The organism is Nocardioides caldifontis (assembly GCF_008087345.1).
Classification (GTDB): Bacteria; Actinomycetota; Actinomycetes; order Propionibacteriales; family Nocardioidaceae; genus Marmoricola_A; species Marmoricola_A caldifontis.
Genome location: NZ_VHIB01000013.1, coordinates 127,189 through 147,784, shown reverse-complemented (window position 1 = coordinate 147,784; position 20,596 = coordinate 127,189). Strand labels below are relative to the sequence as shown.

The following is a 20,596-nucleotide window of genomic DNA, read 5'->3' as shown; positions in this document are numbered from 1 at the left end:
GCACCCGCGCGGACTTGGACTTCGAGGTCGGCTTCTGCTCTGACATACCGGTAGGTCTCCTTCCACGAGCAGGCACAGCCTGCCCGCCGACGAGCCCGACCGTTTACACAGCTCATCTGACACCCCCACCGACGGCGCCACACCATGCGCAAGCGCTCCGGAGCGGCGTCCCTGCTGGCTCTCACCGTCGCGTTGGGCCTGGGCGTCAGCCTGGCACCTGCGGCGCAGGCGGGGACGACGATCCCGCGCCTCCCGCAGACCAACGCGGCGGACTGGACCCCTCGCGTGGTCGACGACGGCACCCGCACCGACGCCGGGGTCTACGAGCTCCGCCAGATCGGCAACACCATGTACGCCGGCGGCGACTTCACCAGCGTGCAGAACGCGACGGGCACCGTGACCTACCCGCGCACGCGGCTGTTCTCCTTCGACGCCACCACCGGAGCGGTGTCCGCCTGGGCGCCGAACGTGAACGGCCAGGTGTGGGCGATGGAGCCGAGCCCTGACGGCCGCTACCTCTACATCGGCGGCGAGTTCACCCGCTTTACCGGCCGCGCGGTCAACCGGCTCGTGAAGTACGACCTGCTCAACCAGCGGGTCGACACCGCCTTCAACTTCCCGACCTCGATCCGCAAGGTCACCGACCTGCAGCTGGTCGGCAACCGGCTCGTCGTGGCGGGCACCTTCCCCGGCGGCATCGTCGGCGTGAACCCCACCACGGGTGCCCCGGACGACTACTTCCGCAACACCCAGGCGACCGGTCAGGAGCAGGGGTACAACACGCAGGTCTACCGGTTCTCGGTCAACCCGGCCGGCACCCGCATGGTCATCCTCGGCTCGTTCACCGCGATCGGCGGCCAGCCCCGCCAGCAGGCCGCGATGCTCACCCTCGGCTCGACGTCCGCATCGGTCTCCGGGTGGTACTCCACGCGCTGGAACGAGGACTGCTCGACGACCCTGCGCCACTACACCCGTGACGTCGACTGGTCGGTCGACGGCAACAACTTCGCGATCGTGACCACCGGCGGACCGGCCCCGAACAGCCGACGGCTCTGCGACACCGTCACCTGGTGGCGCAACACCGACTCGGCCAACCAGGAGCCGGTCTGGATCAACTACTCCGGCGGCGACACCTTCCACTCCGTGGCGGTCACCAACCAGGCGGTCTTCGTCTCCGGCCACTTCCGGTGGCTCGACAACCCGCAGGGCCGCGACACCCCGGGTCCCGGGTCGGTCTCCCGGCAGGGGCTGGGGGCGATCTCGCCGACCACCGGCCGGGCGCTCTCCTGGAACCCGACGAAGAGCATCGAGGGTGGCCGCGGCGGCTACGACCTCTACTTCACCGGGGCCGGGCTGTGGATCGGCCACTTCGAGCAGCGGCTCACCCGTGAGCTGCACCCGGGGCTCGGGCTGCTGCCCTACTGAGCGGCCCCCTGAACGACACAGGACCCCTCCGGCTGGAGCCGGAGGGGTCCTGTCGTCCTGGGGTCAGCTGCGGGTCCAGGTCCGCACGTAGTCGATCTTCATCGCGGTCCGGTCACCCCAGCGGGTGGTGGAGTCCGGTGAGCCGCGGTGGCCGCCGATCTGCAGGTTCATGATCATCGACCAGCGCTTGCCGGCCTCGAAGATGCTGTTGAACCAGGTCGGGTCGCCCTGCTGCCACAGCCCCTTGCGCTGGCCGTCGACGAACATCTCGATCTTGCCCTTGGTCTTCTCGATGACGTAGGTGTGCCACCCGCGCGGGTCGCCGGGAAAGACCTTCTGCTTCTGGTTGGTCTGGTGACCCTTCCCGTAGGCGTTGTGCACCGTGTGGTGGACGCGGTACTCGCCGAACTTCTTGATGTCGTGGCCGTAGGTCTCGACGAGGTCGATCTCGCCGCCGGACCCGTCGGCAGGGCGGAACCACATCGGAGCCGCCCACATCCCGAGCTCGAGCGGCACCTGGGCGCGGATCTCGACGCGGAAGTAGTTGGGAAGCGTGTACTTGCCGCGGCTGTGGACGTAGCCGGAGGTGTACTTCCGGCCGCCCATGCTCTCCTTCTTGCTCTGCACCTTGAGGATGCCGGAGGAGACGGTGACGTTGCGGGACAGCAGGTAGCTCTCCTCGTTGCTGTGCGCGGCGTTGTTCTTCACCGTCCAGCGGGAGGTGTTGATCGAGCTGAAGCCGTCGTCGAGGTCGAGCTTCCACCCCGACAGCGAGGTGGAGCCGGTGCTCGTCGTGGTGCCGGCGACGCCGGGCGAGGAGAGCCCGCCGACGAGGACCGGCCCGGCGAGGGCGAGGACCGCGGTCGCGGTCAACGCCGTACGACGGCGCGAGCGGAGCACGGAAATGCGGGAGGAGCTGGATTCGGGCAGGCGCATGCGTCTGGTCCTTTCGGACGCCGACCGGGTTAGCTGACGGGTTCGGGCCGAAAGGTGGCCCTACGACCTGGTGGTCGATTCACCCCGGGACTGCGGTGGGTCCCCGGCTCCGGACCTGGTCCGGACTAGGCGTGAGGGTGTGTGGGGGCGTCCCCTGAACGGATGTTCGGGGGCCGTGGTGCGGACGGAAATGTAACCGCACCTCGGGCCCGAAAGGTAAAGGGGGTCGAAGTTCTCCAGGCGCATTAGGGACGCCATTTCTTAAATCGCCACATAGTGCGACAGGAGTGGCTTAGACCGTCGACGGTATTTGCCTGGACCGTCCAGCTCCGCGCTGGCACGCCCCGTCAGCGCCGGGTCCAGACCTTCACCCAGTCGACCGACATCGTGCTGCGGTGCCGGCGCCAGTCGGTGGTGCGGTCGGGGAGCCCGCCGTAGTCGCCGCCCACCTGGAGGTTGATCCGCATGCTCCACCGCTTGCCGGCCTCGTAGTAGCGGGCGAACCAGCTCGGTGAGCCCGTGCGCCACGTGGCCGTCCGCTTGCCGTCGACCTTCATCACGATGCGTCCCGGCGTCTTGACGACGGTGTAGACGTGCCACTTGCGGCCGGTCCGGTCACCCACGCGCTCGAACGGCGTCGGTCTGGCCGACTTGCGGTGTCCCGGTCCGTAGTCGGTGTGGATCGTCTGGTGGATCAGCGGCCGGCGCTCGAAGCCGTAGGTCTCGACGAGGTCGATCTCGCCGCCGGAGAAGTCGGTGGGCCGCAGCCACAGTGGGGCGGCCCACAGCCCCTGCTCCATCGGGACCTTCGCGCGCACCTTGACCACGAAGTAGTTGGGCAGCGACACCTTGCCGATGCTGTCGACGTAGCCGGAGGTGTACGCACGGCCGCCGGCGCGCTGCTTGCGCGCCTGGACACGCAGGGCGCCGCGGTGCACCCGGACGTTGCCCTGCAGCAGGAAGCTGTCCTCGTTGGCGTGCTTGGTGTTGTGACGCCGGTTCCAGCGCCGCGGGTCGAGCCGGTCGAACTCCTCGACGAAGCTCACCTTCCACCCCGACGGGGACCTGCCCGGCTGCTTGGGCTTCTTCGGCTTCTTCGGCTTGGCGACCTGGGCGACCTGGGCGACCTGGGCGACCGCGGGGATGGCAGCGGGGGTGGCAGCGGCCGGCGAGGCGGGTGCGGGCACGGTCCAGCCGGCACCCACGAGGGCGGCGACGGTGGCCACGCCCACGGCGAGACGCGGTTGCACTCCCACTGCCTCCCAACAGCTCCGACGGCCCCCATCCTCCGCGCGGATCCGCCTCCAGCAGGGTAGTCGACCTCAGGACACCCCGCCGCCGAACGGCTGCGAAGGGGCCGGACATGGGCGAGTGCTCAGCCGACGGGGGAGACGACTGAGCACCCGCGGGAGGAAGCCTCTTGCATCCGGGGGACGCCACGCAAGGGACGAACGTCTGCGCGCGCCAGATTTGACCCACCGCCCCGTCACCGGCGGAGGCCGAGGAAGCCCAGGCCGCACGTACGCTCGATGGGGTGAGTGTCGCCCCGTCCCGCACCGTCGCCCTCGGCAACCGCTTCGCCACCGAGCTCCCCGAGCTCGGGATCCCGTGGAAGGCGCAGCCCGTCGCGGACCCACGGCTGCTCGTGCTCAACGAGCGCCTCGCGCAGTCCCTCGGGCTCGACGCCGAGTGGCTCGCCGGGGACGAGGGGCTGCGGTTCCTCACCGGTGGCGCGGTCCCGCCGGACGCGACACCCGTGGCGCAGGGCTACGCCGGCCACCAGTTCGGCTTCTACTCTCCGCGGCTCGGCGACGGTCGCGCGCTCCTCCTCGGGGAGCTGGCCGGCGCCGACGGGGAGCTGCGCGACCTGCACCTGAAGGGCTCAGGCCGCACGCCGTTCGCCCGTGGCGGCGACGGGCTGGCCGCGGTCGGCCCGATGCTGCGCGAACACCTGGTCTCCGAGGCGATGCACGCTCTCGGCGTCCCGACGACCCGCTCGCTCGCCGTCGTCGCCACCGGCCGCCAGGTGCAGCGGGAGACCGTGCTGCCCGGGGCGCTCCTGGCGCGGGTCGCGAGCAGCCACCTGCGCGTCGGGTCGTTCCAGCTCGCCCGGGCGACCGACGACCTCGACCTCCTCCGCCGCCTCGCCGACCACGCGATCAGCCGCCACCACCCGGAGGCCGCCGACGCCGAGCACCCCTACCGGGCGTTCTTCGCCGCGGTCGTCTCCGCCCAGGCCCGGCTCGTCGCGCAGTGGATGCTCGTCGGCTTCGTGCACGGCGTGATGAACACCGACAACATGACGGTCTCGGGGGAGACGATCGACTACGGCCCCTGCGCCTTCATGGACGCCTTCGACCCCACCGTCGTGTACAGCTCGATCGACGAGGGCGGCCGCTACGCCTACGGCAACCAGCCGGTGGTCGCCGAGTGGAACCTCGCGCGGTTCGCCGAGTCGCTGCTGCCCCTGCTCCACGACGAGCAGGACGAGGGGGTGGAGATCGCCGTCGAGCTCCTCGGGGCGTTCCGCCGGGAGTACAGCGCGGCGTGGGTGGCCGGCATGCGCGCCAAGCTCGGCATCCCGGAGACCGCGGACGAGGCCGTCACCCGGCCGCTCCTCGACGACCTGCTGGCGCTGCTGCGCGACAACCACGTCGACCACACGTCGTTCCACCGCCGGCTCTCCCGAGCGGCGCGCGGCGACTCCGAGCCGGCGCGCGCCCTGGTGCTCGACCTCGCCGGCGTCGACGCCTGGCTGGACCGGTGGCGCGCGCTGGACCCGGACCCCGACGCCATGGACCGGGTGAACCCCGCCTACGTGCCGCGCAACCACCTCGTCGAGGAGGCGCTCGAGGCCGCCACGGCCGGTGACCTGGCACCGTTCCACCGGCTCCTCGACGTAGTCACCCGCCCGTTCGAGGAGCGGCCCGGGCTGGAGCGGTACGCCGAGCCCGCGCCCGACAGCTTCGGCCCCTACCGGACCTTCTGCGGGACCTGAGCGGCTAGCGCCGCCGGCTCTTCGGGTAGACCACCTGCGCCTCGCGCCACTTGTCCTGCGCGAGCTGCTTGGCCCGCGCGGCGAACGACGGGGCGAGCGAGGGGTCGGGGAGCACGGTCGCACCGGCGGGCGCGACCGACCAGCCGGTGCCGGCGTCGAGCAGCGACTCGTGCTTGACCCGGTAGTAGTCGCGGCTCACCTCGATCGCCACCCCCTCCGCGCCGCAGGCCGCGGCCAGCAGGTGGAGGTGGAACCGCGACGTCAGCCACGTCTGTCCAGGACGGGCCGGGAACTCCTGCTCCCACAGCCCGAGGAAGGGGACGAAGTTCTCGCGGGGGATCAGGTCCTCGAGCCGCTCGTACGCCGCGTGGTCGACGCCGGGGATCGCCTCGACGTACCTCACGGTCCGGCCCTGGAACGCAGGGCTGGTGAGCGTCGTGCGCAGCCCTTCGACCGCCGCCTCGAACACCGTCTGGTCGGACATGTCGCTCTGCAGGCACACCCACACGTCACCGGGCTCGGCAGGCCGCTTGTCGGCCACCTTCATCCGGGCGACCTCGAGGAAGGCGTCGTCCGCGCCGAGCTCGGCACCGGCGAGCTCGGCGCTCGGGCGGTCGCGGACGCCGACGTGGTCGAAGGCCTTGAGGGACTCCAGCAGCGACGGCTCGGTCGGCGCCGGCACCAGCCCGAGGCCGGTCGCGGCGAGCCGGGCCCCGGTGTGCTCGCGCAGCGCACGGGCCGCGCGGAGCAGCCCGGCGTGGTGCGGCCAGATCGCGTTGATGTAGCCGCCGCCGAGCACGTGGATCGTCGTAGCGTGGCGCGCCGCCTGGAGCCCGATGTCGTAGCGGGGCGTCCCGAAGTGGGCGACCCGCTCGTCGATGAGCTGGTCGGCTTCCGCGCGCTCGAGCGAGGCGGTGTCCCAGACCAGCCGCCACAGGGTGTCGGTGAACCGGACCCGGGGGTGCATCCCGCCGAAGAAGTGGGCGGCCTGGCCGGGCACGGGGCAGTCGAGCCAGACGTCGGCCTGCGGGCGCACGCCGGCGAGGAACTTCAGCCAGGCCGCGGTGATGAACTCGTCGCCGAAGTTGGGGTGACCGCTGGTGCCGACCAGGTAGATGGTCTCCCGTCGGGAGCCCCGCGCGGAATGGTTCACGGCCGCAGATTACTCAGCACGAGCGCCCTTCTGGCGTTCCGCCTCGGCGAGCAGCTCGACGACCCTGACACCGAGCCGGAGGTCGGCCGGATGGGGCTCTCCGGTCGTGGCGCTGCGGACCAGCGCGTCGGCCGCGCGGCCCAACGCCGCGGGCGCGTCGGCGCCGGTCTGCCCCGGCATCGTGGTCAGCCCGTGGTCGCCCCAGAGCCACACCTCCTGCGTCTCGGCGGCGGCCGGGGTGAAGATCCCGAGCGTGGCGGTACTGGTCGCGCCCGAGCGGTGGGTCAGCACGAGGTGCACCAGGTCCTCCTGCCCGGCGACCGCGACGATCCTGTCCACGGGGCCGAGGAGCGCGATCATCGTCGAGAGGGCGTGCGGCCCGATGTCCCACAGCGCTCCGCGGTCGAAGCGCCACGGGGACTTCGGGTAGCCCTGGCCGCCGGGCTCGGCGAGCGCGGCGAGCCACCGCATCTCGCCACCCCGCCACCCACCGGTGCGACGGGCCTCCTCGATCCAGGCGGAGCCCACCTCGGAGAACCGGTCGGTGAAGAACACCACCGAGGCGACCCCCTGTTCGGTCACCACCTCGGCGAGGGCCCGGGCGGCGGCCACGTCGGTGGCGACGGGCTTGTCGAGCAGCAGGTGCTTCCCGGCACGGGCCGCGCGGAGCGCCAGCTCCGCCTGGACGGACGGGGGCACCGCGAACGCCACCGCGTCCACGTCCGCCAGGAGGTCGTCGAGGTCGTCGTACGGGCGGACGCCGAGGGCGTCGGCGAGGGCGCGCGTCCTCTCCCCGTCGCGCCCCCAGACCCCGTCGAGCGTCGCGTCCCGGGCAGCGCGGAGCCCGGGACCGTGCACCCCGGTGGCCCACGGGCCGGTGCCCACCAGTCCGAACCTCATGGTGACCTCCTGGAGGCACCGTAGTGCCGATCGTTTGTTGTGAGCCACCCCAAACACACCTCCGGGGAGGATGGACACGCGCCGGAAGGCCGACTAAGTTGTCGGCGACAACATTAGATGTGACGCCGATCACGGGCGGTCACGACGTAGGGAAGGGTGCTCCCTCATGACCAGACGCAGGATCAACCGCGCCGTCGCGCTCGGCGCGACGACGCTCCTGACCCTCACCGTCGCCGCGTGCGGCGACGACGACGGCGGTTCCTCCTCGAACGGCGGCGGCGGCGGGGGCGGAGGCGAGTCGACCGGCAGCGTCGGCGTGATCCTCCCGGACTCCGTGAGCTCGCCGCGCTGGGAGGCCAACGACCGGCCCAGCCTCCAGGCCGCCTTCGACGAGGCCGGCATCGAGTCGAACATCCAGAACGCCGAGGGCGACGTCGCCAAGTTCGGCACGATCTGCGACAGCATGATCAACGAGGGCGTCGACGTCCTGATGATCGTCAACCTCGACTCCGAGTCGGGCCGGGCCTGCCTCCAGAAGGCCACCGACGCCGGCATCGTCAGCATCGACTACGACCGGCTCACCCTGGGTGGCGGCGCGCAGTACTACGTGTCGTTCGACAACGTCGAGGTCGGCCGGTTGATGGGGCAGGGGCTGCAGCAGTGCCTCGACGACGCCGGCAAGACCAAGGCGAATATCGCCTACATCAACGGCGACCCGACCGACAACAACGCGGCGCTCTTCAAGGAGGGCTACGTCGAGGCGCTCACGCCGAAGATCGACACCGGCGACTACAAGCTCGTCGGCGACCAGACCGGCGAGTGGGACGCCGACAAGGCGGCCGACGCCTTCGACGGGATCTACACCAGCAACGACGGCAAGGTCGACGGCGTGGTCTCTGCCAACGACACCATGGCCGGCGGCATCGTCGCCCGGCTCAAGGCCAACGGCCTGGCCGGCAAGGTGCCGGTCACCGGCCAGGACGCCAGCGTCGAGGGGCTCCAGCGGGTCCTCGCCGGGACGCAGTGCATGACCGTCTACAAGAACACCGCCCTCGAGGCCAAGGCGGCTTCCGACCTGGCGATCGCGCTGATCAACCAGGACGAGGCCGCGGCCGACGAGCTCGCCACCGGTTCGGTGCCGGACACCGAGACCGGCGAGGACGTGAAGTCCGTCCTCGCCACCCCGGAGGCGATCTTCAAGGACGACGTCAAGAAGGTCATCGACGACGGCTTCCAGTCCGCGGAGGATGTCTGCACCGGTGAGTTCGCGAAGTTCTGCGAAGAGGCCGGCATCCAGTAGCGCCGGGAACCACTGCCGGCACACCGACCGAGGGGACCGACAGAGGTGCCCGTCCGCGACTGCTCGCGGGCGGGCACCCCTGCCCCGCACCAGGACCAGGAAGACCATGGCCACCACCTCCACCGAGCTCCCGCAGCCGACTGCGGGGACCGGGCCGCTGCTTCAGCTGCGCGGCATCCAGAAAAGCTTCGGAGCCGTGCACGTGCTCCGCGGCGTCGACTTCTCCATCACCCCCGGGCGGGTCACCGCGCTCGTCGGGGACAACGGCGCCGGCAAGAGCACCCTGATCAAGGGGATAGCCGGGATCCACGCCTTCGACGAGGGCGAGTACCTCTTCGACGGCCGGCCCGTCACCGTGCACGGGCCCAAGGACAGCAGCGCCCTCGGGATCGAGGTCGTCTACCAGGACCTCGCGCTCTGCGACAACCTCGACGTCGTCCACAACATGTTCCTCGGCCGCGAGCTCACCAGGGCCGGACGGCTGGACGAGGCGGCGATGGAGACCCGCGCCAAAGAGGTGCTCCAGGGGCTGTCGGTGCGCACCCTGAAGTCGGTGCGCACGGTCGTCGCCAGCCTCTCCGGCGGCCAGCGGCAGACCGTCGCGATCGCCCGCGCGGTGCTGTGGAACTCCCGCATCGTGATCCTCGACGAGCCGACCGCGGCCCTCGGCGTCGCCCAGACCGAGCAGGTCCTCAAGCTCGTACGTCGGCTCGCCGACCGCGGCCTCGGCGTGGTGCTGATCAGCCACAACCTCAACGACGTCTTCCAGGTGGCGGACGACATCGCCGTGCTCTACCTCGGCCAGATGGTGGCCCAGGTGGACGCCCGGTCGGTCAACAACAGCCAGGTGGTCGAGCTGATCACCACGGGTCGCTCCGGCGACCTCGGCATGCAGGGAGGGGCGGCCTGATGAGCACGTCGACGACGGCGGCCTCGGGCCAGCCCGGTTTCGAGGAGTACCACCCCGACGAGGAGGACGACAGCCTCGCCGGTCAGGCGCGCGCCTACTTCGCGCGGGTGCGGGGCGGCGACGTCGGCTCGCTCCCGGCCCTCTTCGGACTGGTCTTCCTCTGCATCGTCTTCGCCAGCCTGAAGTTCGACGCCTTCACCAACGCGTTCAACTTCGCGAACCTGATCAACCAGGCCGCCGGCGTCACGGTCATCGCGATGGGGCTGGTCTTCGTCCTGCTCCTCGGCGAGATCGACCTGTCGGCGGGGTTCACCGCCGGCACCGCCGCTTGCATGCTCGCGATCGTGCTGACCGACCACGGGTGGCACTGGTTCCCCTCGGTGCTCGTCTGCCTGGTCACCGGGGCGGTGGTCGGCACCTGCATCGGGATGCTGGTCGCCGGGCTCGGCATCCCGTCGTTCGTGGTGACGCTGGCCGCCTTCCTCGGGCTGCAGGGCGTGATGCTGGTGCTGATCGGCGAGGGCGGGACGATCCCGATCCGCGACGAGACGATCCTCGCGGTGATGAACGACAACCTTCCGCTGTGGCTGGGCTGGCTGCTGTGCGCCGTCCTCATCGCCGGCTACGCGGCGAACACCTTCCTCACCGCGTCGGCCCGCCGGCGGGCTGGGCTGAAGGGGCAGCCACTCTCGCTGTCGCTGCTGAAGATCGGGTCGCTGGCCGTGATCCTCGTCGCCGCCACGGCGTACCTCAGCAAGGAGCGCAGCCGCAACGTCATCATCGCCTCGCTCAAGGGCGTCCCGGTCGTCGTCGTGGTCCTCGTCGTGCTGCTGGTCGCCCTGACCTGGCTGCTGACCCGGACCGCGTGGGGCCGCCACGTCTACGCCGTCGGTGGCAACGCCGAGGCGGCGCGGCGCGCAGGCATCAACGTGTTCCGCGTCCGGCTCTCCTGCTTCGTCATGTGCTCCACGCTGGCCGCCGTCGGCGGGATCCTCCTCGTCAGCCGGACCAACTCGGTGTCGCCGTCGACGGGTGGGTCGCTCACCCTGCTGTTCGCGGTGGGGGCAGCCGTCATCGGCGGCACCAGCCTCTTCGGCGGCAAGGGGCGGGTGGCCAACGCGGTGATGGGCGGCTTCGTCGTCGCGGTGATCGAGAACGGGATGGCGCTGCTCAACCAGCCGTCGGGGCGGGTCTTCATCGTCACCGGACTGGTGCTGCTGCTGGCGGCCAGCGTCGACGCGGTCAGCCGGCGCAGGGCAGCGGCCACCGGGCGGGTATGAGCGGCCCCACGGTCCGCGGCCTCGGTGGTCCGGGGTCGCGGGCCGCTCGAGGCCAGGAGGTGGTCCGGCGGTCCAACCGCAGCGCCGTGCTCAGCCACGTGCACGTCGCCGGCCCCACGAGCCGTGCCGAGCTGACCTCGAAGCTGGCGCTGAACCGCAGCACCATCGGCGACCTCACCGCCGAGCTCGTCACGATGGGGCTGGTCACCGAGGAGCCCCCGGAGGAGCAGCCGGCTCGGTCGGCCCGACGCACCGGGCGACCCTCCCTGGTGGTCCGTCCCCGCCCCGACGTCACCGCGCTCGCGGTGGCGCTCGAGGTCGACCGGATCACGGTCGCCCTCGTCGGGCTGGGCGGGGTCGTGCTCCGGCGGACCTCGCGGCGCCACCGGCCCGGGCAGCACGACGTGCGCCACGTCGTCGATGCAGTCACCCGGCAGAGCGAGGAGCTCCTCGAACCGGGCGGATACACCCGGTGCGTCGGCGTGGGGGTGAGCATCCCCGGGGTGGTCCGCCGCACCGACGCGCTGATCCGCTTCGCGCCCAACCTCGGTTGGGTCGACGCTCCCTTCCCCGAGCTGCTCTCCAAGGAGCTCGGGATGAGCGTGGTCGCCGACAACGACGCGACGCTGGGCGTGGCCGCCGAGCACCTGCGGGGTGCTGCCGTCGGCGTCGAGGACGTCGCCTACGTGCGCAGCGACATCGGCATCGGCGGTGGAGTGATCAGCGGCGGGAAGCTTCTCCACGGCGCCCAGGGCGGGAGCGGCGAGGTCGGCCACCTGCTCGTCGACAGCCGCGGCCTCGAGTGCCGCTGCGGCGCCACCGGCTGCTGGGAGACGAAGGTGGGCGTCGACCGGCTGCTCACCAGTGCCGGTCGGCTCCCCGGCGGCGGGTCGCACGCGGTCGAGGAGGTGCTCCGCGCGGCCGAGGCCGGTGACGAGCGGTGCGCCGAGGCAGTCGACGAGGCGGCGTACTGGACCGGCGTCGGGCTGGCCAACGTGGTCACCGCCTTCGACCCCCGGGTCATCGTGGTCGCCGGGGTGCTCGACCAGGTCTGGCGGGCGCGCCCCGACGTCGTCCACGACGGCATCGGCCACGCCTCCCGCATCGCGCTCCTCGAGGAGGTCGACGTGCGCAGTGCGGGGCTCGGCGAGGACTCTCCGCTGATCGGCGCCGCGGAGCTCGCGCTCGCTCCGTTGCTCGCCGACCCGGTGGGGGAGGACCCTGCCTGACATGGGCGTGATGGACGAGGCCGAGCTCTTCGAGCCGGCGTCGCTCGAGGAGTGGTCGTCCTGGCTCGAGCGCCACCACGCCGTACGCCGTGGCGTGTGGCTGGTCACCGCGAAGCGGTCGACCGGGCGGCAGCCGTTCGACTACGAGGACGCCGTCGTCGAGGCGTTGCGTTTCGGCTGGATCGACGCGACCCAACGCACCCTCGACGAGGAGCGGTCGATGCTGTGGTTCGCCCCGCGGAACCCGCGCAGCGGCTGGTCGGGGACGAACAAGGCGCGGATCGAGCGGCTCGTGGCCGAGGGGCGGCTCGAGCCGGCCGGGCGCGCCGCCGTCGAGGTGGCGCAGGCCAACGGCTCGTGGTCGCTGCTGGACGACGTCGAGGCGCTCGTCGTGCCGGACGACCTGGCGGTGGCGCTCGAGGCGGCAGGTGTCCGCGAGAGGTGGGAGGCGATGGCTCCCTCGCGGCGGCGGCAGCACCTCCTCGCGCTGGCGCAGGCCAAGCGGCCCGACACGCGGGCACGACGGGTGGAGGCCGCGGTGGCGGATGCCGCCCCGGGTGGCGCCGCCGGTTGACCCTCGGCTTCGATGGGCGGGTGCAGCTCCTCGCCCGCTGGCCCCTCGACGAGGGGGACGACCTGGCCGCGCGGCTCGTCGCGGCGTACGGCGAACCGCGGCGCAGCTACCACGACCTGCGCCACCTGGTCGAGGTCCTCGACCGGCTCGACGAGCTCGCAGAGGCAGGGACGCCCTTCGACGCCGTCCCCGTCCGGCTGGCCGCCTGGTTCCACGATGCCGTGCACGACGGCCGGCCCGACGACGAGGAGCGCTCGGCCCGGTGGGCCGAGGAGGCCCTGGCCGTGGTCGACGTGGACGCCGGTGTCGTCGCCGAGGTCGCGCGGCTGGTGCGGATGACCGAGCACCACGACCCCGCCGGCGCCGACCGCAACGGGGCCGCGCTGAGCGACGCGGACCTCGCGGTGCTCGCGCGGCCGCCGCAGCGCTACGCCGACTACGTCGCGGCAGTGCGGCGCGAGTACGCCCACGTCCCCGACGACCAGTTCGCGATCGGGCGGGCGGCCGTGCTCCGGGAGCTGCTCGCCGCCGACCGGCTCTTCCGGACCGACCACGGCCACGACCGTTGGGAGGACGTGGCGAGACGCAACGTCGAGGCCGAGCTGGCGGGGCTGGAGCCTCGGAGCGGGCTCAGCGGAGGCACGACCTGACGGTCAGCCGGCCCGCGCGCGCGTCGAGGGTGGCCGCCGCTCCGAGCGGCACCGGTCGGTTCCCGGGCACGTGGCCGAACGGCAGGTCGTGGACGACCGGCACCCCCAACGTCCCGAGCCGCTCGTCGAGCACCTGTCGGACGAGCGCGGGGTCGCCGCACCGGGTGAACGCCCCGAGCGCCACGCCGCGGACCCCCTGGAACCACCCGCTGCGGAGCAGCTGCGTGAGCGCCCGGTCGATCCGGTACGGCGCCTCGCCGACGTCCTCGAGCACCGCGATGCCGCCCTGGGCCGGGTGGACGAGGCCGGTCCCGGCCGAGGTCGCCAGCAGCGTCAGGTTGCCGCCGACGACGACGCCCTCGACGGTGCCCCCGCTCGTCCCGTTCGGGGTGCCGACGAGCTCGACTGCCTCGCAGCCCATCACCGCGCGCCGCACCTGGTCACGGGTCGCCTCGTCGGCGTCGCCGAGCGCCGCGATCCCGGGGGCGTGCAGGGTCGCGGTGCCGAGCCGCGCGGCGACCGCCTGGTGGAGGGCGGTGACGTCGGAGAACCCGACGAGGAGCCGTGGTGACGAGGCTCCGAGCAGCTCCCAGTCGAGGAGGTCGAGCAGCCGCTGGGTGCCGTAGCCGCCGCGCGTCGCCCACACCGCCTTGACGTCCAGGTCGGTCCAGGCGGCGACCAGCTCGGCGGCGCGGCGGCCGTCGTCGGCGGCGAGGTAGGGGAGCGGTGGGTCGGCGGGTGGCTCGGTGAGCTGCCCGGTCGGGCGTACCTCCAGGCCCCAGCCGCGCAGCACCTCGACCCCGGCGGCGAGCCGCGCCGGCTCGACCGGCCCGGCCGGCTGCACGACCGCGACGACGTCGCCGTCGCGGAGCCGCGGGGGCCGGAGCAACGTGGCGCCGGGGCGTCGGGGGACCGGGGTCCACATCTTCGGGCGACGGAGCCCGGCCTTCCGGAGCCGCTCGAGGAGCTCGCGGGAGGACACCGGCACGGCGCCGGCGGCCAGCAGCCGCTCGTACCACTCCGCCGGCACGTCGTAGTGGTCGCGGTCGAACCCCCGGCGGGGCACGCCGAGCGCCGCTGCGAAGGCGTGCAGCTCCTCGAAGGACTCGTCGCTGGCCACGTGGGACCAGAGCCGCCCGTGGCCCGCGGCGTTGGGCGGGTCCACGAGCACGGTCACCGCCCCATTGTCCCCGGAGCCCGGCGAGGTTTGCACAAACATGCAGTGCGATGACCTGTGTCCGATTTGACTGGTTCTCGGCGCCGAACTTTGGCACAGTCGTGGTGTCGGGACGATCGGCCGCGAAGCTTCTCTCCCAGGTTCCGCTCCGCACCGTGCCACTCCCAGTTCCTCCCGGCGTCTCCCAGGATGCGGAGGGCCCCGTCAGGGGCCCTCCGTCTGAGGTTTTCGAGCTCTTCCTCCTGGAATGGCCGCCTCCGCCACGGCGTTCTCCTCCTGTGCGTACCGACCTCGCCGACCGACTCCTCGACGTCCGGACGATCTACCTCGAACGCGGGGTGGAGGAGCTGCCGCGGGCCCGGCAGGTGCTCGAGCGCCACCCGGACGCGGAGCGGATCGAGGTGCTGTCGCACCAGGCGATCCCGGGGCTCTACGGCAACGAGGGAAACGTCTCCGAGTGGGTACGCAACAAGCGCGAGGTGCTCGTCCTCGGGGTGAAGAAGTCGCTGACCGCGCGCCGCAACGAGCGGTCGAGCGACTTCATCGCGCCGTCGACCTCGAACGGCTGCGCGATGGCCTGCTCCTACTGCTACGTGCCGCGACGCAAGGGGTTCGCCAACCCGATCACGGTCTTCGCCAACATCGAGCAGATCACCGGCTACCTCGAGCGGCATGCCGGCCGGCAGGGCGCGAAGCCCGAGCCCAACCAGTGCGACCCGGTCGACTGGGTCTACGACATCGGGGAGAACGGCGACTGTTCCGTGGACGCGATGGTCTCCGACAACGTGCGCGACCTGGTCTCGCTGTTCGCTCGGCTGCCGAACGCGAAGGCGAGCTTCGCCACCAAGCTCGTCAACCGCGACCTCCTCGACTACGACCCGCGCGGCGGCACCCGGGTGCGGTTCTCACTGATGCCCGAACGGATCTCGAAGCAGCTCGACATCCGCACCTCCAAGATCACCGACCGGATCGCAGCGATCGACGACTTCGTCGAGGCCGGCTACGAGGTGCACCTCAACTTCAGCCCGGTCGTCGTGCACGAGGGGTGGCTCGAGGAGTGGGCCGAGCTCTTCGAGCAGATCGACGCGGGCACGAACGCCGCGTCGAAGGCGCAGCTCGCGGCCGAGGTCATCTTCCTCACCCACAACGAGGGGCTCCACGAGGTCAACCTCGGCTGGCACCCGCGCGGCGAGGAGCTGCTCTGGCGGCCCGACCTCCAGCAGGCGAAGCGGAGCCAGAGCGGGCAGTGGAACGTGCGGTACAAGTCGCCGTGGAAGGGCACCTGGGTCAGCCGGCTGACCGACCTGATGGCGGAGAAGGTGCCGTACTGCCGCGTCCGCTACGCCTTCTGACGCACCCGCTCGAGCAGCCCCACCGCGTCGTGCGGTGCGAACCCCTTCGCGTCGTTGTCGAAGTAGACGTAGACGTCCCCCTGACCGGCCCACCCGAGGCACTTCCCGGCCCACCGGTCGAGCGCCTCGGGGCTGTAGCCGCTCGTGTAGAGCTCGGTGTCGCCGTGCAGCCGCACGTAGACGAAGTCGCTCGTCACCGCCTCGGCCATCGGCCACTTGCCGGCGGTGTCGGCGACGACGCAGCCGATGTCGTGGCGGCGCATCAGGTCGAACGCCTCGTCGGTGCAGTACGTCGCGCTCCGGAACTCCAGGCAGTGGCGCAGCGGCCGCTCGGCGTCGGCCTCGGTGTGCGCGCGGTCGTCGGGCACCTTGGCGTCGTGCTCCTTGGCCAGCACGGCGGCCTCCGTGGTCGTCCGGGGGAGCAGCGCGAAGAACGCCTCAAGCCGCGCCTCGTCGTACGGCAGGTTCTCGGGGAGCTGCCACAGGACCGGCCCGAGCTTGGGGCCGAGCGCGAGCACGCCCGAGGCGAAGAAGTTCGCGAGCGCGGTCTCGACGCCGCGGAGCTTCTTCATGTGGGTGATGAACCGGCCGCCCTTGACCGCGAAGACGAAGTCGTCCGGCGTCTGCTCCCGCCAGGTGGTGTACGACGACGGCCGCTGCAGGGAGTAGAAGGACCCGTTGATCTCTACCGACGTCAGCCGCTCGGCGGCGTACGCGAGCTCCTTCTTCTGGGTCAGCCCCTTCGGGTAGAAGTCACCTCGCCACCCGGCATACGTCCAGCCGGAGATGCCGACTCGGATCTCACCCATGCGGAAAGCGTGCGCGCTGCCCGGCACCTCGAAACCCTTCGCGGGTCAGGCTGCCTGGTCGGCGACCCAGCGTCCGAAGTGGCGCTCACCGGGGCAGGACGTCGCCGCGCTCCTCGAGGAGGAGGGCCGGGGCGGTCAGCCGCCACGCCTCGAAGGTGAGCTCGGCCAGCTCGTCCCGCTCGACTCCCTCCAGGTGCACCACCACCCAGCCGAAGGCGCCGGAGGTGAACTGCACCTCGAAGGTCTCCGGCCGCTCGGCGACCAGGGCGAGCTGCTCGGCGAGGGTCTGTTTCAGCCCGACCGTGCGCGTCGGCTCCCAGAGGTACCCGAACGTGCGCCCGGTGACCGCGAGCCGCCAGTAGCGGCCGTTGTCGTCCCTGGTGACCTGCGGCAGCTGGTCGGCGAGGTCGAACAAGTCGGCGATCGAGCAGCCCGTCACCCGTCCATGGTCGCAGCCCCCGCCGACAGGCGACACGGCGAATCGGTCGCGCGACCGATGCCGTCATGGGGTCCGGTGGCCTAGCGTCACCCCGTGCAGCAGCAAGTGACCGAGCGGGCGGCGGCGGACGACCCGCGTCCGTGGTGGTTCCCGCGCCGCCCACCGCACGTGGACGTCGCGATAGCGCTCGTGTTCGTGACGCTGGCCGTCTCGGAGCTGGTCACCTACGACACGATGGAGTCCGCGCTCCAGCACACCCTGCTCTCGGCGCTGCCGCTGGCGACGCTGGCCTGGCGACGGCAGTACCCCGAGCTGGTCGCCGGGCTTGTCGTGGTCTCCAACATGGTCAGCAACCCGACCTTCGAGTTCACGATCGTCCTGTCGCTCGTGCTCTGCAGCTACACCGTGGGCGCCGAGACGGATCCGCCGCGCAGCTGGTCGGGGCTGGTGGTCGTCCTGACCCCGTTCCTCGGGACGTTGTTCTTCCAGAACGGCTTCCTGCCCAGCGACGTCGCCGCCGCCGCGGTCTTCATCGTGGGCCCCTGGGCGCTGGGGGTGGGGTTGCGGCGACGCACCGCGCTCGCTGAGGCCGCCGTCGCGGAGGCCGAGGAACGGGCGAGGGTGCAGGAGCAGCAGGCCCAGGAGGCCGCTGCGGAGGAGCGAAGCCGGATCGCGCGCGAGCTCCACGACATCGTGTCCCACTCGATCAGCGTGGTGACGATCCAGACCCAGGCGGTACGCCGCAGGCTGGGGCCCGGTCAGGAGCAGGAGGCACGTGACCTCGCGATGGTCGAGGCCACGGCCCGGGAGGCGCTCGCGGAGATGCGGAGGTTGTTCGGCGTCCTCCGCACGGAGGGGCAGAGTGCCTCGCTGGCGCCCCAGCCCGGGCTGGGCGAGCTGCGCCGGCTCGTGGCGTCGGTCGGGACCGGGGGACCGGGGATCGAGGTCGTCGAACGGGGGCGGCCGGTGCCGTTGCCGCCCGGGCTGGACCTCGCGGCGTACCGGATCGCCCAGGAGGGGCTCACCAACGCGCTGCGCCACGCGGACGCGACCATGGTGACGATCACGATCGAGTACGGGGAGAGTGAGCTGACCGTCGAGGTGCGTGACGACGGCCGGGGGCCGTCCACGGTGGGTCGTACGCCGGGGCACGGCCTCGTCGGCATCCGCGAGAGGGTGGCGCTCTACGGGGGCCGTGTCGAGCTGGAGCACGCCGGACCGAGGGGTGCGCGGCTGGTGGCGAGGTTGCCGCTGGGGGAGGCAAGGGGACGGTGACCGGTCCGACGACCGTGGTGGTGGTGGACGACCAGGGGATGGTGCGCGCCGGCTTCCGGTCGTTGCTGTCGACCGAGCCTGGGCTCGAGGTGGTCGGCGAGGCAGGCAACGGCGAGGAGGCGGTGGAGGTCGTGGCCCGGCTGGCGCCGGACGTCACGCTGATGGACATCCGGATGCCGGTGCTCGACGGCATCGCCGCGACCCGTCGGCTGCTGGAGGGTGGTGCCACGACGCGGGTGATCGTGCTGACCACGTTCGACCTCGATGAGTACGTCTTCGAGGCACTGCGTGCGGGAGCGTCGGGGTTCCTCCTCAAGGACGCACCTGCGGAGGAGCTCGCCGACGCGATCCGGGTCGTCGCGGCCGGCGATTCGTTGCTGGCGCCGCAGATCACCCGCCGGGTGATCGACGCGTTCGTCGACCGCGCCGCCCCTCGCCGGAACGCGCCGGACGCGCGGCTGCAGCACCTGACGCCGCGCGAGCTGGAGGTGCTGAGGCTGCTGGCCCGCGGGCTCTCGAACCAGGACATCTCCGAACGGCTCTTCGTCTCCGAGGGCACCACCAAGACCCACGTCAGCAACGTCCTCGCCAAGCTCGGGCTGCGTGACCGGGTGCAGGCCGTGGTGTTCGCATACGAGAACGGCGTCGTGGTTGCCGGGGAGCAGGATCCGTCGTACGGCTGAGCCGGATCTCTGTCCTGCGCCGGATCCGGTTGAGGCGCCGCGACGGGAGCCTTGGGACATCGCTACTTCGTCCCAAGGAGACAAGAAATGACGACCGAGACCGTCACCCCGCCACCGGCCGCTGCTGCCGCGCCCCGGTCCGGTGCCCTGTCCGTGCGGAGGTGGTTCCTCGTTGCCTCGCCGGTGCTCGCCGGCCTGTTCGCCGTCGTCGGCGCCTACGCCGACCCGGCGGTGGGGCTCGACGGCAAGGAGCTGTTCCGGCTGTACGCCGACAACCCCGGCCCCCTGCAGTGGAAGTCACTCGGGTTCCACTGGTCCTACGCCTTCTGGATGGCCCCGGCGCTGCTGGTCGCGCCGTACGTGCGGGGCCGCGGCGCCTGGTTCGCCAACGTGACGGCGTTCGTCGGCTTCGCCGGGATGACCACCCTCCCCGGGCTGCTCTTCAGCGACTGGTACGACTCCGCCATCGGGCAGAGCTTCGGTGCCGAAGGCGTCGAGCAGGTGCAGCAGACGATGGAGGGGATGTGGGGTGTCCCGGTCTTCACGATGCCCGGGATGATCGGGCTGATGCTGTCCCTGCCGCTCGCCGCGCTCACGCTCTGGCGTGCTGGACGGGCGCCGGCATGGGGGCTCGTCGCGGCGGTCGCGGCGTTCGTCGCGTTCGCGGTCAGCGGCATCACCTGGTGGGGCTGCGCCATCGCCACGGTCTTCCTCGCCGTCGTCTCGATCGCCCTGCACCGGGCCACCGCGGAGGAGCCCGCGGCATGGAACCGCTGACGGACCCGCTGGAGACCCGCACGGTCCGGCTCACCGCCGGGCCGTGCGGCCGTCGGTCGTCGACCCACGGAGCAGCGTCACCCCGGCCGTGACGGTCCACGCGAGCTGCAGCACCAGAACCAGGAAACCGAGGTCGCCGTGGGGCGACAGCAGGCCGTCCGTCGCGAAGGCCACCGACCCGACGGCCGCGGCGCAACAGGTGACGACGCTCCAGGCGGCGAGGACCGGGCTGCCCCGCAGACCAGCCGCCGCGACAGCCCCGGTGAGCAAGGCGAGCCCCGCGGAACCCACGACGAACAGCAGCGCCGAGAGGTCGTGGATCGCGGTCACGACGTCGTTGCCGGCCGACTCGGCGGCGCCCTGGGCGAGGGTCGCGATCGCGGCGTATCCCGCCAGCTGGCAGGTCACCATCACCACGCCACCGGCCGCGACGGCGAACGCGGCGACGGGTCGTCGAGGGAGCAGCCAGGCGGCCAAGCCGGCGACCAGCAGCGCGCACAGCGCGGTCGAGAGGGTCTCCAGCGCCGCTGCCCTGAGGTATCCCGCGCTGCCCTCGGCGTAGCGGGCGGCGATGTCTTCCGGCGAGGTCCCTCCGCTGTCCGGGGGCAGGACGAGGAAAGCACCCAGCATCACCAGCGCGCTCAGGACCCCGGCCGCGCCGGCTGCCTGGAGCCCCGAGCGAGCGGTGCGCGGTCGTGGTAGCTCGGTGGACACGGTCGTGGTCATGGT

The 20,596-nt window shown here is 71.9% G+C and carries 20 protein-coding genes and 1 riboswitch; of the genes, 12 read left to right on the top strand and 8 right to left on the bottom strand.

All coding sequences use genetic code 11. The features are described 5' to 3' along the window. Positions 1-144 precede the first annotated feature (144 nt). Positions 145-1,425: a hypothetical protein gene (locus tag FIP57_RS19785; protein WP_148575276.1), complete on the top strand. Its 1,281-nt coding sequence runs from the start codon at positions 145-147 to the stop codon at positions 1,423-1,425. A gap of 63 nt (positions 1,426-1,488) precedes the next feature. On the opposite strand, the gene FIP57_RS19780 is transcribed toward FIP57_RS19785, so the two are convergent. Beyond that, positions 1,489-2,361: a glycoside hydrolase family 16 protein gene (locus FIP57_RS19780; RefSeq protein WP_148575275.1), complete on the bottom strand. Its 873-nt coding sequence runs from the start codon at positions 2,359-2,361 to the stop codon at positions 1,489-1,491. 3 nt (positions 2,362-2,364) lie between these two features. After that, positions 2,365-2,503: riboswitch (cyclic di-AMP (ydaO/yuaA leader) on the bottom strand. Between the two features lie 205 nt (positions 2,504-2,708). Further along, positions 2,709-3,611, bottom strand: coding sequence for a glycoside hydrolase family 16 protein (locus tag FIP57_RS19775; protein WP_148575274.1), 903 nt, complete (start codon positions 3,609-3,611; stop codon positions 2,709-2,711). Positions 3,612-3,895: 284 nt separating this feature from the next. On the opposite strand from FIP57_RS19775, the gene FIP57_RS19770 reads away from it, so the two are divergent. Beyond that, complete coding sequence (locus FIP57_RS19770) at positions 3,896-5,359, top strand: protein adenylyltransferase SelO (protein ID WP_148575273.1); 1,464 nt, start codon at positions 3,896-3,898, stop codon at positions 5,357-5,359. 4 nt (positions 5,360-5,363) lie between these two features. On the opposite strand, the gene FIP57_RS24355 is transcribed toward FIP57_RS19770, so the two are convergent. Then, positions 5,364-6,512 (bottom strand): polysaccharide pyruvyl transferase family protein, encoded by a 1,149-nt coding sequence (locus FIP57_RS24355; protein WP_148575272.1) that lies wholly within the window; start codon positions 6,510-6,512, stop codon positions 5,364-5,366. Positions 6,513-6,521: 9 nt separating this feature from the next. Further along, a complete protein-coding gene (locus FIP57_RS19760) occupies positions 6,522-7,412 on the bottom strand; it encodes a Gfo/Idh/MocA family protein (protein ID WP_148575271.1) in 891 nt (296 codons plus the stop codon). 166 nt (positions 7,413-7,578) lie between these two features. On the opposite strand from FIP57_RS19760, the gene FIP57_RS19755 reads away from it, so the two are divergent. The 6 genes from FIP57_RS19755 to FIP57_RS19730 all read left to right on the top strand — a co-directional run bounded on the left by FIP57_RS19755 (position 7,579) and on the right by FIP57_RS19730 (position 13,355). Next, positions 7,579-8,712: a sugar ABC transporter substrate-binding protein gene (locus FIP57_RS19755; protein WP_148575270.1), complete on the top strand. Its 1,134-nt coding sequence runs from the start codon at positions 7,579-7,581 to the stop codon at positions 8,710-8,712. 106 nt (positions 8,713-8,818) lie between these two features. Further along, the gene (locus FIP57_RS19750; RefSeq protein ID WP_148575269.1) at positions 8,819-9,622 is read left to right on the top strand and encodes an ATP-binding cassette domain-containing protein; all 804 of its coding nucleotides are present in this window, start codon (positions 8,819-8,821) and stop codon (positions 9,620-9,622) included. Continuing rightward, positions 9,622-10,902 (top strand): sugar ABC transporter permease, encoded by a 1,281-nt coding sequence (locus FIP57_RS19745; protein ID WP_148575268.1) that lies wholly within the window; start codon positions 9,622-9,624, stop codon positions 10,900-10,902. Before FIP57_RS19750 ends, FIP57_RS19745 begins: the two co-directional genes overlap by 1 nt. Continuing rightward, complete coding sequence (locus FIP57_RS19740; RefSeq protein WP_148575267.1) at positions 10,899-12,131, top strand: ROK family protein; 1,233 nt, start codon at positions 10,899-10,901, stop codon at positions 12,129-12,131. Before FIP57_RS19745 ends, FIP57_RS19740 begins: the two co-directional genes overlap by 4 nt. A gap of 1 nt (position 12,132) precedes the next feature. Then, a complete protein-coding gene (locus FIP57_RS19735; RefSeq protein ID WP_148575266.1) occupies positions 12,133-12,705 on the top strand; it encodes a YdeI/OmpD-associated family protein in 573 nt (190 codons plus the stop codon). Between the two features lie 20 nt (positions 12,706-12,725). Beyond that, positions 12,726-13,355, top strand: a complete 630-nt coding sequence (locus FIP57_RS19730) for an HD domain-containing protein (RefSeq protein ID WP_148575265.1) — start codon at positions 12,726-12,728, stop codon at positions 13,353-13,355. On the opposite strand, the gene FIP57_RS19725 is transcribed toward FIP57_RS19730, so the two are convergent. After that, the gene (locus FIP57_RS19725) at positions 13,336-14,532 is read right to left on the bottom strand and encodes a DUF4031 domain-containing protein (protein WP_162529882.1); all 1,197 of its coding nucleotides are present in this window, start codon (positions 14,530-14,532) and stop codon (positions 13,336-13,338) included. The two genes, FIP57_RS19730 and FIP57_RS19725, sit on opposite strands and share 20 nt — an antisense overlap. A gap of 278 nt (positions 14,533-14,810) precedes the next feature. Between FIP57_RS19725 and FIP57_RS19720 the strand changes: the two genes are divergently transcribed. Continuing rightward, entirely contained in the window at positions 14,811-15,884 is a 1,074-nt protein-coding gene (locus FIP57_RS19720) for a spore photoproduct lyase family protein (protein WP_238993607.1), read from the top strand. On the opposite strand, the gene FIP57_RS19715 is transcribed toward FIP57_RS19720, so the two are convergent. Both FIP57_RS19715 and FIP57_RS19710 read right to left on the bottom strand, forming a co-directional pair. After that, complete coding sequence (locus FIP57_RS19715; protein ID WP_148575263.1) at positions 15,872-16,693, bottom strand: DUF72 domain-containing protein; 822 nt, start codon at positions 16,691-16,693, stop codon at positions 15,872-15,874. The genes FIP57_RS19720 and FIP57_RS19715 overlap by 13 nt on opposite strands. A gap of 85 nt (positions 16,694-16,778) precedes the next feature. Then, complete coding sequence (locus FIP57_RS19710) at positions 16,779-17,132, bottom strand: MmcQ/YjbR family DNA-binding protein (RefSeq protein ID WP_238993606.1); 354 nt, start codon at positions 17,130-17,132, stop codon at positions 16,779-16,781. Positions 17,133-17,225: 93 nt separating this feature from the next. Between FIP57_RS19710 and FIP57_RS19705 the strand changes: the two genes are divergently transcribed. The 3 genes from FIP57_RS19705 to FIP57_RS19695 all read left to right on the top strand — a co-directional run bounded on the left by FIP57_RS19705 (position 17,226) and on the right by FIP57_RS19695 (position 19,867). Further along, the gene (locus FIP57_RS19705) at positions 17,226-18,407 is read left to right on the top strand and encodes a sensor histidine kinase (protein ID WP_148575262.1); all 1,182 of its coding nucleotides are present in this window, start codon (positions 17,226-17,228) and stop codon (positions 18,405-18,407) included. Then, complete coding sequence (locus FIP57_RS19700) at positions 18,404-19,090, top strand: response regulator (RefSeq protein WP_275266182.1); 687 nt, start codon at positions 18,404-18,406, stop codon at positions 19,088-19,090. Before FIP57_RS19705 ends, FIP57_RS19700 begins: the two co-directional genes overlap by 4 nt. A gap of 87 nt (positions 19,091-19,177) precedes the next feature. Further along, positions 19,178-19,867: a hypothetical protein gene (locus tag FIP57_RS19695; protein WP_148575261.1), complete on the top strand. Its 690-nt coding sequence runs from the start codon at positions 19,178-19,180 to the stop codon at positions 19,865-19,867. A 30-nt stretch (positions 19,868-19,897) separates the two neighbouring features. Here the strand turns inward: FIP57_RS19695 and FIP57_RS19690 are convergent, their stop codons facing one another. Then, on the bottom strand, positions 19,898-20,593 hold the full coding sequence (locus FIP57_RS19690) for a hypothetical protein (protein WP_148575260.1): 696 nt from the start codon (positions 20,591-20,593) through the stop codon (positions 19,898-19,900). Positions 20,594-20,596 lie beyond the last annotated feature (3 nt).